The following is a 13,497-nucleotide window of genomic DNA, read 5'->3' as shown; positions in this document are numbered from 1 at the left end:
ATGGGTAGGTTTTATCCGCCCTGATGCTGCGGCTTCAACAGGTCATTGACAGATTTCACGGGATTGAATGTGATGGCTGGCACTTCCACGAAGACCGTATTCCAATCTGCCATGGAGCCATTCCATAAGCCCGGGAGTTCCTGTGCTTTCAGGTCCTTGCCATCTTTGGATTTTTCGGTAATAAACCCCGTATCCATATCCCGATAGTCCAGGAGGTTATATTTTTTACCTGCTTTGTTTTTCACTCCGCAGACCACATCCACCGGGTTAAAGTGGGTGGATTTGTTGAATATTTCCTTCTGTTTTTCATTGGAGAGGTCGATCTGTGCGGTCTCTACCACCTGTAGTGACACTGATCCATCCTTGGCGGCCACCCAAAAAGGGCCACCGCCAGTGTCACCATCACTTTTCACCATCCCGCAGATTCGAAGTGGTCGGTCAAGTTTCTGAGCCAGAAAGTCTCTTTTTTGAGCATCCGGCAGACCACCAAAGTCCTTTCCAGGCCTGTAGCCAAGGTGATTCTCCAAAAGATTCAGTGCTTCCTCTATGCCTTCACCTTTGTCGAGATCCGTCAGGGCAAGCCTGATTCGTTGCTGATAGTCCAATAATATTCCGGCAATGACCTTTTTGTACCGAATGGTTTCGGTTTTGATTTTATCCGGAACCACATTGTCAATGTTTTTCAGAAAGATCACATCTGCATCTATGTCATTAAGGTTCTCGAGTAAAGCACCATGTCCAGCGGGCCTGAAAAGCAAAGAACCATCGTCTTCACGAAAAGGCTCATTGGCCATGTCTACTGCTATGGTATCTGTAGAAGGTTTCTGTATGCTGTAGCTCACCTCGATCTTCACCCCAAAAAGTGATTCATATCCTGATTGTATTTCAGAAACATGTGCCATGAACTTCTCCATATGGTCGGGGGAAACCGTAAAATGGATTTTTACATTGCCATTCCCATCCTGAGCATATTGGGCGCCTTCCACCATGTGCTCTTCTACCGGTGTTCTTGGTCCTTCCGGGTACTGGTGAAATTTCAGGAGCCCCTTGGGAAGCCCTCCATAGTTCATGCCCGGCTCATTGAGCAATACATCCAGGATTTGAGTGTATTCCCGCTTCAATTGTGCCTCTTCCAGACTGGTCCCGGTAGCCTTTTGATAGGCAGCTTTCAGGTCTTCATAAAAAGCAAACTGATCCAGCTTCTTGAAAAATGTGAAAATGGAACCAGAACCCTGGTCGGAAGTCATCTTTTCATATTCAGCTTCGGTCCCTTTGTAGTCCATCAGGAAAGCAAACAGCGACTTGAACATTCGTGAAGCTGCTCCGGAAGCGGGGACAAATTTGACAATTTCCAGGCCCTCAAGGTGATTCTCATAGAATGTGATCATCTTTTCTGCTTCTTCAGCCGTGAGCTGTTTCAGTCCTTTTCCCATCTGAATGTTCTCTGATAAATCTGAGGGAGGAAAACCAGATTTGAATTTTTCTATCTGAGCAGTGATGCCCTCTTGGGTCAGCTGATGATCTGAAATTTGCTTGAGGTCTGATGCGCTAAACATGAATCTTGCGTTTTGTAGTGATTGGTATGGCTCCCCTGTAAAAATCTCAAAGGATACCAATTATAAAGTTGTACTTTTCTCTTTCAATATTAGTGATTAATTTGAAGTGTAAAAACAATTCTATGAATTCAGATTTAACCAATATCTCTCCCACATTTTACGGGATCAGCATGGTGCCTAAAAACAAATGGCGGGAATACGGCTTTGCTTTATTGACAATTGCGGGTTCCGATGGAATTGTTTCTGACCCTGAACTAGAATGGCTCACCCTGGATATGGCCAAGGAAGTAGGGGTAGATGAGGAAATCGTAGCGGATTGGGAAGAGTTTGATTTTGAAGCTGCCGAACTAGACGACATCTTTTCTTCTTTCAATTCTTCAGCATTGGCAGGATTCAGCAAACTTCTGATTTATGATGCCATACGGATGAGCTCGGCGGACGGAGACTATGCCCTGGAAGAGAAAGAACAGGTATATGATGCAGCCAGAATTCTGAGGGTTCCTCAGGAAGTGGTGATCGCGATTGAGGCGCTGGTAGATTTGGAACAAGCTGCCAACAAACTACGCCTTACTATTCTTTAACCGTATATCTCATTTAAAACACCTGCAAGTCTAATTCCAGCCTGCAAAAGTCTCTTATTCAATAATTCCAGGTTTTCATAATCATACCGATAGCTGATCTTTTTGCTCTCCGGCAGGTTATAGATTTGTGGCCTGAAACTGACAGATTCTGCTGCCCAGTCCCGAATCCCTGCAGTCTGCCATTCACTGATTTCCTTGTCCGTGGCATGGTCCAGCAATTCCACGTATTCGGTATAGCTGTAAACCTGGCCATCGATGATGCCGCTATCCCAAACCCTGTGCAAGTTGGAAGACGACCAGAAATACTCCAGTTTTACGTCATTGCCTCCCTTGTCTTCACCATTACCTACATGCAGTGGCTGGTGGATATCTCCTATCAGATGAACCAGACACTTCAGTGCAAAAGCTTCATCTTCATCTGTGAACTGCTTGGTCTTTAACTCCGAAATGAGGCGATTGAGTGTTTGGATGATGTCTCCTTCTTCCGGTGTGCCGGCCTGCTCATAAGTCATACCGTCCGGAATGGTAGCATAGTGCCAGGGTGACATATGATCGTAAGCATCATTGGATTTGATGAAATCCATATAGTTACTCACCTCCGCCAATGTCTCCGTCTTCAGAATTTTTTCAATATTCTTCCTGGCCTTTTTGGAGAGGTGCTTTTCTGCAATGAGACCCACTATTCTGTGCCCCGTTAAGCCCCAAGGTAGTGCTCGAAATGAAAATGAAATCAGCAAGAGAAGGAGTACAGTCTTTTTCATAGCTCGAATATAATTGATCTCAGGGTTTTGCGTGACGGCTGTAGATTAAGGAATTACAAAAAAAAGGCGCCGTGCATTTCTACACCAGCGCCTTTTACCAACCTAACCTAAAAAAGGATTACTCTTTAAACGAGTAAATCCGCAATTATTGTACGCAACTAAGAATATGTATACTCCTTTGAAAACAAAAATGTTTCAATTTTTTCTCAAAATAATATAATTAATTGCCTGGATTGTGTGTCCTATCTATTCTCGTGGAAGCGAAAAAACACTCCCGCCCCCTTTTTGGTTTCTCCCCCTTGGAGATGGTTGGAGATTATTCAGCTATTTTTGCGGTCTAATTAAGCATTGTGGAAGCAAAGGAAATTTTAAGTTTTTATATCAAGAGCGAACTGATCAAAAGCATATCTGAAGCGGTCAGTACCCAAAAAACGATACGCCTAAAGGGAATGGCAGGGAGTTATGATGCCCTGCTTGGTGCAGCCACCTCATCTATCCACCAGAAAACCAACATTTATATCCTCCATGATAAAGAGGAAGCTGCTTATTTCATCAATGACCTGAGAAATTTCCTCCCGGAAGATCAGCTGCTTCTGTTTCCCAGCTCCTACAAAAAGCCCTATCAATTTGAAGAAACGGAGAATGCGAACATTCTTCAAAGGGCGGAAGTATTGAATAGAATTAATTCCAACAAGCATAAAGGACTCCAGGTAATCACCTACCCGGATGCACTTTATGAAAAGGTGATCAATAAAAGATCCCTTTTGGAAAACACTTTCAAAGCGTCTGTTGGTGAAAAAGTGGATGTAGAATTTCTGACTGAGCTTCTTTCAAGCTATGATTTTGAGCGAAGTGATTTTGTGTATGAACCTGGTCAGTTTTCTGTGCGCGGAGGAATTATAGATGTCTTTTCATTTGCCCACGACTACCCATACCGTCTGGAGCTGTTTGGAGATGAGATAGAAAGTATCAGGGAGTTTGACCCGGAGAACCAGCTTTCGACCCATAGCCTGGATGAAGTCACACTGATCCCCAACGTACAAACCAAATTGCTCAAGGAAGAGCGACAGCCCTTTTTCGATTTCATTCCCAAAGATTCCATTATCTGGATGAAAGACTACCGGGAAACCCTTGACCTGGTGGAAAAGGGGTTCAACAAAGCCGTTGAATCTTTTCAGGGAATCATGAAGTCCGGTGGGTATACTCAAGTGGTCTTCAGCCCGGAGGATCTTTTCGACTCTGAAAAGTCTTTTGACAAACTCCTGGATAACTTTAATCGGGTAGAGTTTGGTAATCGTTTCTACCTGAAGCCAGACAAGGAATTTGACCTGGGCATCAAGCCACAACCGCATTTTCATAAAAACTTTAATCTGCTCGCCGAAGACCTTTTTTCCTTCCAGCTTAAAAATTATCAAAAAGTCATCACTGCAGAATCGCCCAAGCAGTTGGAGCGGCTGGAAACGATTTTTCATGAAATAAACAGTGACCTGACATTCAGTGGTGTGGGAGCCTCGCTGAAAGAGGGATTCATTGATGATTACCATGAGTTTGTTTGTTATACCGATCATCAGATCTTCGACCGGTTTCATCAGTATCGGGCCAAGGAAAAATTTTCCAAAAGTAAGTCCCTTACCCTCAGAGAGTTGAAAACCCTCCAGGCGGGTGACTATGTTGTCCACATTGATTATGGAGTTGGGCGATTTGCTGGCCTGGACACTGTGGATGTGGGTGGAAATAAGCAGGAAGCGCTGAGGTTGGTTTATAGGGATGACGATCTGCTTTATGTGAGCATTCACTCGCTTCACAAAATCTCCAAGTACTCGAGTAAAGACAGTGCGCCTCCTTCCATTAACAAACTGGGTACTCAGGACTGGGAAAACAAGAAAAAGAAAGTCAAAAAGAAGGTCAAGGACATTGCCAAGGACCTCATTGAGCTTTATGCCAAAAGAAAAGCCGCTCCCGGATTTGCTTATCCCGACGATGATTACCTACAGGCAGAGCTGGAATCTTCATTTTTATATCAGGATACACCGGATCAGGCGCTATCTACAGCAGATGTAAAAAAAGACATGGAGCAAAATCACCCCATGGATCGACTGGTTTGTGGGGATGTCGGCTTTGGGAAAACAGAGATTGCCATACGGGCAGCATTCAAAGCTGTCAATTCCGGAAAACAGGTGGCTGTGCTGGTGCCAACCACAATACTCGCCATGCAGCACTATCATACATTTTCCGGTCGACTGGAGGACTTCCCCGTGACGGTAGATTATATCAACCGCTTCAAAAGCACCAAAGAAATCAATGATATCAAGAAAAAACTGAAAGCAGGTCAAATTGATATTCTGATAGGAACTCATCGCATTGTGAACAAGGACATGGACTTCAAGGATCTGGGGCTCATGATTATTGACGAAGAGCAGAAATTTGGGGTGAAAGTAAAAGAGCGCCTGAAAGAAATGCGCGTCAATGTAGATGCACTAACGCTGACCGCTACTCCTATTCCCAGAACGCTCCATTTTTCATTGATGGGCGCACGCGACCTGTCGATTATCTCCACACCTCCACCTAACCGACGACCTGTTACTACTGAAATCCATGAATTTGATGAAGAAATTATACGGGACGCAGTAAGTCACGAGCTGCGCAGAGGCGGGCAGGTATTTCTGGTGCACAACCGGGTAAGTGACATTGAGCATATTGGCAACATTGTATATCGGCTGGTGCCCGAAGCCCGGATTGGGATCGCCCATGGTCAAATGGAAGGAAAACACCTCGAAAAAGTCATGCTCAAGTTCATCAATGCTGAATATGACGTACTCGTATCCACCAATATCATCGAATCAGGCTTAGATATACCAAACGCCAATACCATTATCATTAATCGCGCCCATATGTTCGGCTTGTCAGACCTTCATCAGATGCGGGGGAGAGTAGGCCGATCCAATACGAAAGCCTATTGTTTTCTACTGACGCCCCCTACCTCCACCTTGTCTTCAGATGCACGAAAACGCCTGACCACACTTGAGGAATTCTCCGAATTAGGGGATGGTTTCAAAGTAGCCATGCGCGACCTGGACATCAGAGGAGCAGGAAACCTACTTGGTAGTGAACAAAGTGGGTTTATTAATGATATGGGGTTTGAAGTGTATCACAAAATACTCGATGAAGCCGTGGCTGAATTGAAGGAAACAGACTTCAAAAGCCTCTTTGAAAATGAGCCCGATAGAAAGAAACTACAAGCCATTAAGGAGGACTGCACCATTGAAACGGATTTGGAAATTCTGATTCCCGATCAGTATGTTTCCAATATCTCCGAAAGGCTCAATCTGTATTCCAGAGTGGACAGCATTCGCAGTGAAGACGAACTCACTGAATTTGTGAACACCTTAAACGACAGATTCGGCCCACTGCCAGAACAGGTTACTAACCTCATCACCTCTATTGAGGTACGCTGGAATGCCATTGGGCTCGGTTTTGAGAAAGTGACTGTAAAGAATGAAATCATGAAGTGTGTGGTTTCGGAAAACAAAGATGAATCCTACTTCCAATCAGACCTCTTTGGGCATGTTCTGAGTTTCATCCAGTCCCAACCACGCAGGTGTAGTATGAAGGATCACAAGAAAAAACTGATCATCAGCATCAGGAATGTGGTAGACATAAACGAGGCCCTTAAGGTGCTGAATCACATGAAATCTCCCGTGATCGCCTAAATAATGCTGTGTTTTATACAATAAATCCTTAATTTTCCTATTAATTGACTACTATAGGTGTGAAAGATTGTCAATAAAGGGTATTTTTGAAATATTTGTATTTATTACTATTTTGAAGCGTTTCAATTAAAGTAAACAGGTTATGAAAAAGTTTGTGAGTGTTGTTGCTGGCTCAGCTTCTGTGTTAGCAATGGCTATAGTCCTGAGTTCCTGTGGTTCAGGAACCCCCACGAGTACCAATCCCGGGGCTATTAGTAAGACTACAGGGTTGGAGTTTAACGAAGAAGGGGGATTTCAGGTCAATGATTTCAACGGACAGCCTGAAGGACCAAACCTTATTTTTATAGAAGGTGGTAGAACTGTCCTCGGAACATTCGAGGAAGATGTTCTCAATACCAACGATCATGTGGAAAGAGCCGTTACGGTTGCTTCTTTCTACATGGATGAAACTGAAGTGGCCAACATCAACTGGCTGGAGTACGAGTTTTACATCAAGCAGGACTCTGACGAGTATTATTGGAAAAATAACCTTCCTGATACAACTGTTTGGGCGAAGGATCTTGCCTACAATGACCCTTATGTGGATCATTACTACAGATATCCTGGTTTCAGGTATTTCCCTGTAGTGGGAGTGAACTGGAGACAGGCTGTAAACTATTGCAAATGGAGAACAACCGTGGTAAACGTATCACTGGCAGAAAAGGCGGGACTATACGATGACCTGGGTGGTGGCGGAGATGCTGCGTTTGCCGGAGCTGAAGGTGAGCCTGCAGCAGCTGGAGCTTTCCCAAGAATCCCTCTTGAATCAGGCGTAGTACTTCCAAACTATCGTCTCCCAACTGAGGCAGAGTGGGAATATGCTGCACAAGCTCTCATCGGTACTCAGTGGTTAGATGAAAATCAGACTCACAGAAGACTATACCCTTGGGATGGCCATGCGCTTAGAAATCCGTACGGAAAAAGCATGGGTTACTTCCTTGCCAACTTTAAAAGAGGAAAAGGTGATTATGCGGGTATAGCAGGAAAGCTTAATGACGGAGCCATGATTCCTACCTATGTATATGATTATCCTCCGAATGATTTTGGTCTTTACAACATGGCTGGAAACGTGAACGAATGGGTACAGGATGTATACAGACCGCTTTCTTATCAGGACATGGAAGATATGAACCCTGTGAGAAGAGATGGTACATTGGATTCAGAAACTGGCTATGATGGTGCTTACAATTTCATAGGAAGTGAAACTTCTTATACTGAAGAAGAATGGATAAGCAAAACCGGTTTACAGAAATCTTACAACTCTGATAATCCTCCGATGAAGCGATTGAGGGTGTACAAAGGTGGTTCCTGGGCAGATGTGGCCTATTGGATGTCACCAGGAACACGTCGTTTCTTGTTTGAAGACTCAGCCACTTCTACCATTGGGTTTAGATGTGCCATGATCCGAGCAGGAACCAATTACTAAGAGATAACCTGTTTCTAAAAATACAAAGCCGGCCAAATTGGTCGGCTTTTTTATTTCCCCGCAGCGATGGTCGCTATATAAATGGCTGCAGCGCCACTTTCCGACAAAACCTCCATCAATTCTCCCAGGGTCGCTCCGGTGGTCAGCACATCATCCACCACCAGCAGATTCTTATTCTGTAATTCTGCTGAATTGGTCACCCGGTATATCTCATTCACATTTTCCCATCGCTCTACTTTTGATTTGCGGGTCTGGCTTACTGTACTTTTCTTTCGCTCCACCAAATCAGTCCTTACGGGGATGTTCATACTGCTGGATAAGCCTTCTGCGAAGCAATCAGCCTGATTGTAACCTCGTTTTCTCAGCTTTGACTTATGAATTGGCACAGGAATAATCAGGTCAATCGCCCAACCCGACTTGATCAGATCAGAACCATACCACTCACCCAACATAATACCTACCTCCTGCTGTCCTCTGTACTTTAGTTCATGCACAAGTTTCTGCGCAACACCGCCTTTATTGAAATGTAAATAGGCCACCACATTCATTACCCTGGGCTCGTAAACAAACTTTGGTTTCAGGGGGTTAGCATTTAGCAAGTGATAATTCGTTTTTGGAAGAGAAAGTCTGCATTTGATACAAATGTGTTCTTCCTGATAAACTAATATTGTATTACAGTTAATACATATTCTTGGAAAAATAAGACTCACAAAGTCCTGGAGGTATTCCTTTATAATGCCAACAACATTCATATCACAATATAAGATTTTCGAACAATGGTTTATCAAAAAGATTTGGAGGTTGAAAAAAAATGGAATGCACTGCTCAATTCTCTGGAGAAGGGTATGGGTAAGCGACCAAAGGACCTCAATGCGGTTTTATTTTTGATTGGCGTACAGGAGCTTGGTCTGGGCGCCCGAACCTTTGAAAAAGAGGAGAAGCAGGACTTAATGCACATCGCCATTTGTAAACTTCTTTCGTTTTCCGGGTTTTACGAATTAGAAGGTATAGATGCCCAGGGCTGGCCTCATTGGAATTTACTGAAGCCTTTGCCTCATTTCGACCTGCTGGAACAAGAAAAATTACTTAAAATGCATGCATTAGAGTATTTTAATGAAGAGCTTGGCCTTAGCCTATGATCGTCGCGGTAGAAATTTCGTACTATTGATATGTCTGTAGACCTTCTTAAGAATAATTTAGACAGATTTAAGAGAAAGTATTTTGTGAACAAGCTACTCAAGGGTTCACTTGTTACCGGTGTGCTTTTTGGGTCTATCCTATTGATTATCAGTTTATTAGAGGATTATTTTTGGTTTAGTGAAACCATCCGGCTAGTTCTATTCTCCCTTTTTATCCTCTTGATAGGCTACGGTCTGGTTTTTTGGATCCTATCTCCTTTACTTTCTCTCGTAAGGCTGCGAAAGGGAATAAGCGATAAGCAAGCTGCGGAGGAAATCGGACGGTACTTTCCGGAAATACAAGATAAACTTATCAACTACCTCCAACTTTCAGAGCTTTCTGCTTCAGACTCTTCACTACTGGCTGCAGCGCTTCATCAAAAAACCAGTGAATTAACCATTTTCTCCTTCAAAGAGGCCATTAACTTCAGGGTAAACCTCAAATACGCGTATTACCTCTCAGCCGTAGCGGTTTTTATGTTGCTCGTCTCGTTTATCAACCCCAACCTTTTCATTGACAGCACCACGCGCATCATACACTTCAACCAACCCTTCGAAAAACCAGCACCATTCTCATTTCATGTGCTGAGTGATTTGGTTGGTTACCAAAATGACAGTTACGAACTGAAAGTAGCCATCAAGGGCAATAGTCTTCCGGAAGATGTCTATCTGGTTGAAAACGGGCGTCGGTTCAGGCTGTCTGGAAACGGAGAAGAACTGACGTTCAACTTTCCTGCGCTTTCACAGGACAAACAGTTTAGGCTGGAAGCAGCCGGATATTTTTCCTCTCCTTATGAGATAAAAGTATACCCCCGTCCCGAAATACGGGATTTGAACATTCAGATAAAGTATCCCAAATACACAGGACTCAATGATCAAAAAACTTCCAATGTCGGCAGTCTGATTGTACCTGAGGGGAGTGAATTACTTTTTACCCTGAAATCCTCCGATGCTGATAAGGTGTTTTTCATTACCGGGGGCGATTCCACTAAAATGACATCCAGGGACAATCAAGTATACTCCCTCTCACGTACGGCTCTCAATTCCTTTAACTATGAGCTTGCCCTCAAGAATACCCACGCACGAAACAAGTCAAAAATTGCCTATGAAATAGCGGTTACCAAAGATCAAGCCCCCGAAATTGAAGCCAGCTTCTTTCCCGACACGGTCACCTACCAATCCCTCCTTATTACGGGTAGCATCATGGATGATTATGGTTTCAGTCATCTTAATCTGCACTATCAACGGGGAAATTCAGGGTCTAAAGGCAGAGTAGCCATACCCTATGACCGATCATTGAATAGTCAGCAGTTTATTTATCAGTGGAATTTTGATTCCCTACGACTCACAGATAAAGAATCTTTAGTGGTCTATGTCAGTGTTGGAGACAATGATGCCATCAATGGAACAAAATCTGCACATTCGGCACGTTTCACATTGAGAATGCCGAGTCATGAGGAAATCAAGACCCTTATTGAAAGCAAAAGCGAGAATTCGCAAAACGAGCTGGAGAAATCACTCCAGAATTCCGAAGCCCTGAATGAACAACTCAAGGAACTGGAATCAAGACTGAAAAACAAAAAGGAAATAGGCTGGCAGGATCAAAAAATGCTTGAGGAACTCATCAAGGACAAAAAGAAGTTAGAAAAAAATATTGAAGACCTAAAGCTGAAACATCAGCAACTTCTTGAAAGTCAAAAGGAATTTGGCAAACAAAGCAAAAAGCTTCAGGAAAAGTCTGAGCAACTTCAAAACCTTATCAACGAAGTGCTGGATGAAGAAACCAAAAAGTTATATGACGAACTTCAGAAGCTCCTGAAGGAAGAAAGCAATTCGGAGGAAGTTCTTAAGCAATTGTCCAAAATTCAAAACAAAGAACAAAACCTTGAAAAAGAGCTGGAAAGAGCGCTGGAGTTGTTTAAGCGTATGAAACTTGAAACGCAATTGGAGCAAGCTGCTCAGGAACTTAAGGATTTGGGCGAGAAACAGGAAAAGCTGGGCGAACAAACTCAAAATAAAAAATCAGACGAAAACTCCCAAAGCCTCCAAGAACAGGAAGAAATCAACAAAACATTTGAAGAAATACAAAAAGAACTGGAAGAGGCAGAGCAACTGAATGAAGAGCTCAAAAGTCCGGAACCCCTGGATGACCTGAACAAGGACAGGGAGGAGATTTCCGAGAAACTGGACGAAATCACAGATCAACTATCTCCCGAGGAGCCATCAGACTCCGAAGAAGAGAACAATGAAACAGAAAGTCCAAAAAATGAGCAGGAAAGCAAGGAAAAGATGAACAGCACTGGTCAAAAAATGAAGAATACCGGGCAAAAGATGAAAGCCGCTGCTCAAAAGCTGGAGGACATGCAGGCAGGGGCCGAAATGGTGATGATGCAAGAAAACCTCGATAATCTGCGGGACATTTTGGACAACCTTATCAAACTTTCCTTCGAACAGGAGCGCATTCTCAAAGACATTCAGGAGGTAGATCAGGTGGATCCTCGTTTCATAGAACTCTCTCAGGAGCAGTTAAAGCTCATCGCCAATATAGAAGTCATCGAAGACAGTCTGCTCTCTTTAGCCAGCCGGGTGGCGCAGATCAGCAATTTTGTGACCCGGGAAGTAAGCGAAATCAACAGAAATCTAGAAACAGCCATGTTCGAGCTCCGTGAGCGTAATAAAGGCAAAGCGGCCAGTAATCAGCAATATGCCATGACCTCCATGAACAACCTCGCCCTGCTATTGGATGATGTGCTCAGTCAGATGCAGATGTCAATGGCAGAAGCCATGGGTAAGCCACAAAGTAAAGGGCAGCAAAAGCAGTCTATGCCCAGCATGTCGGAAATGCAGAAACAGCTCAGTGAACAAATCCAGCAATTAAAACAAAGCGGAAAGTCCGGCCGGCAGCTCTCCGAAGAACTGGCCAGACTCGCTGCTGAACAGGCACAACTCCGTCAAGCTCTGGAAGAGATGCAGCAGAACCTGGCCGGACAACCAGGTCAGGAGGGTGAAGAGGGCAAAGATGGCACCGGCAACAAATTGAAAGAGGCCATTCAAAAGATGGAAGAAAACGAAACAGATCTGGTGAACAAAAGAATCACCCAACAGCTTATTAATCGACAGCAGGAAATTATCACCCGAATGCTTGAAGCGGAGGAGTCCATGCGAGAGCAACAAAAATCCCCTGAAAGAGAAGGTGAAACCGCATCTGATATTACACGTAATATCCCTCCTGCCGTAGAAGAGTATTTGAAAGCACGCCGACAGGAAATAGATTTGTTAAAAACAATTCCTTTAGATTTAAATCCTTTTTATAAAAAGGAAGTAAACGATTACTTTAGACGTTTAAGTGGACAACAGCACGAATGAACAGCATACAGATACAAATTCCTTCCTTATCTGAGAACATAAGGATCGTGGAAAGCTTTATTGACAATGCCAAAGAGAAGTTCTCTTTGAATGACGACATCTACGGCAATATTATGATTGCCGTAACGGAATCTGTGAATAATGCCATTGTCCATGGCAACAGGAAGGACTCCAGCAAGAACGTCACATTGCAACTTAAAGTAGACGACAACATTCTGAATTTCACCATCACCGATGAAGGTGAAGGCTTCAACTTCAACCAATTGCCAGATCCCACTTCGCCGGAGAACCTGGACAAACCTGGAGGCAGGGGCATTTTCCTCATGAAACACCTTTGCGATGAGGTGAGCTTCCAGGACGAGGGAAGAGCCGTCATTCTCACCTTCTACCTGAATTAATTCAATGTCCTGCATCAACTACTTCACTGAGGATGTGGACTTCACACTTCAACATGAAGGAACAATAAGCCGCTGGTTGGAGGACATTGCCCTATCCCATGAATATAGCATAGAAACTATCAACTATATTTTTTGCTCCGACGACTACCTTCTTGACATTAACAAGACTTATCTGGAGCATGATTACTACACGGATATCATCACCTTTGACAACTCCACGGAGCCTCTTCGTATCGAGTCGGACATCTTCATTAGTATTGACAGGGTAAAAGACAATGCCCATGAGATGAGTCTCCCATTTGAAGAAGAACTGCACCGGGTGCTTGTACATGGTTTGCTCCACCTTATTGGTTTTGAGGACAAGGGTGACGATCATAAAATGTTAATGAGGCAAAAAGAAGATGCCTGCTTATCTTTGCTCAAAATATAGTTCCACGTGGAACACTCACAACTCCTTGTGTGTTGATGATTGACTGTTCCAC

At 43.7% G+C, this 13,497-nt stretch carries 10 protein-coding genes; 7 read left to right on the top strand and 3 right to left on the bottom strand.

The annotated features are described in order from the left end of the window. Positions 1 to 11: 11 nt before the first annotated feature. Positions 12 to 1,556 (bottom strand): DUF4301 family protein, encoded by a 1,545-nt coding sequence (locus tag RIH33_RS10625; protein ID WP_406652181.1) that lies wholly within the window; start codon positions 1,554 to 1,556, stop codon positions 12 to 14. Positions 1,557 to 1,678: 122 nt separating this feature from the next. Between RIH33_RS10625 and RIH33_RS10620 the strand changes: the two genes are divergently transcribed. Continuing rightward, complete coding sequence (locus tag RIH33_RS10620) at positions 1,679 to 2,137, top strand: hypothetical protein (RefSeq protein ID WP_406652179.1); 459 nt, start codon at positions 1,679 to 1,681, stop codon at positions 2,135 to 2,137. Here RIH33_RS10620 and RIH33_RS10615 read toward each other — a convergent pair. After that, positions 2,134 to 2,898 carry a S1/P1 nuclease gene (locus tag RIH33_RS10615; RefSeq protein WP_406652177.1) on the bottom strand — a complete coding sequence of 255 codons (765 nt, stop codon included), beginning with the start codon at positions 2,896 to 2,898 and terminating at the stop codon, positions 2,134 to 2,136. The two genes, RIH33_RS10620 and RIH33_RS10615, sit on opposite strands and share 4 nt — an antisense overlap. A 350-nt stretch (positions 2,899 to 3,248) precedes the next feature. Between RIH33_RS10615 and mfd the strand changes: the two genes are divergently transcribed. Together mfd and gldJ are read left to right on the top strand one after the other, a co-directional pair. Next, complete coding sequence (gene mfd / locus RIH33_RS10610; protein WP_406652175.1) at positions 3,249 to 6,608, top strand: transcription-repair coupling factor; 3,360 nt, start codon at positions 3,249 to 3,251, stop codon at positions 6,606 to 6,608. A 142-nt stretch (positions 6,609 to 6,750) separates the two neighbouring features. Further along, a complete protein-coding gene (gldJ, locus tag RIH33_RS10605) occupies positions 6,751 to 8,073 on the top strand; it encodes a gliding motility lipoprotein GldJ (protein WP_406652173.1) in 1,323 nt (440 codons plus the stop codon). 50 nt (positions 8,074 to 8,123) lie between these two features. Here the strand turns inward: gldJ and RIH33_RS10600 are convergent, their stop codons facing one another. After that, on the bottom strand, positions 8,124 to 8,672 hold the full coding sequence (locus RIH33_RS10600) for a ComF family protein (protein ID WP_406652171.1): 549 nt from the start codon (positions 8,670 to 8,672) through the stop codon (positions 8,124 to 8,126). A gap of 177 nt (positions 8,673 to 8,849) precedes the next feature. On the opposite strand from RIH33_RS10600, the gene RIH33_RS10595 reads away from it, so the two are divergent. The 4 genes from RIH33_RS10595 to ybeY are packed head-to-tail and all read left to right on the top strand — an operon-like array spanning position 8,850 to position 13,445. Further along, positions 8,850 to 9,212 carry a hypothetical protein gene (locus RIH33_RS10595; protein ID WP_406652170.1) on the top strand — a complete coding sequence of 121 codons (363 nt, stop codon included), beginning with the start codon at positions 8,850 to 8,852 and terminating at the stop codon, positions 9,210 to 9,212. 30 nt (positions 9,213 to 9,242) lie between these two features. Continuing rightward, positions 9,243 to 12,617 (top strand): DUF4175 family protein, encoded by a 3,375-nt coding sequence (locus tag RIH33_RS10590; protein ID WP_406652169.1) that lies wholly within the window; start codon positions 9,243 to 9,245, stop codon positions 12,615 to 12,617. Then, positions 12,614 to 13,015, top strand: coding sequence for an ATP-binding protein (locus tag RIH33_RS10585; RefSeq protein ID WP_406652168.1), 402 nt, complete (start codon positions 12,614 to 12,616; stop codon positions 13,013 to 13,015). Before RIH33_RS10590 ends, RIH33_RS10585 begins: the two co-directional genes overlap by 4 nt. A gap of 4 nt (positions 13,016 to 13,019) precedes the next feature. Beyond that, positions 13,020 to 13,445 carry an rRNA maturation RNase YbeY gene (ybeY, locus tag RIH33_RS10580; protein WP_406652166.1) on the top strand — a complete coding sequence of 142 codons (426 nt, stop codon included), beginning with the start codon at positions 13,020 to 13,022 and terminating at the stop codon, positions 13,443 to 13,445. The last annotated feature ends 52 nt before the right edge of the window (positions 13,446 to 13,497 follow it).

The sequence above is a fragment of the Marinoscillum sp. genome, from assembly GCF_040222955.1.
Classification (GTDB): Bacteria; Bacteroidota; Bacteroidia; order Cytophagales; family Cyclobacteriaceae; genus Marinoscillum.
This window is presented reverse-complemented; position numbering and strand designations above follow the sequence as displayed.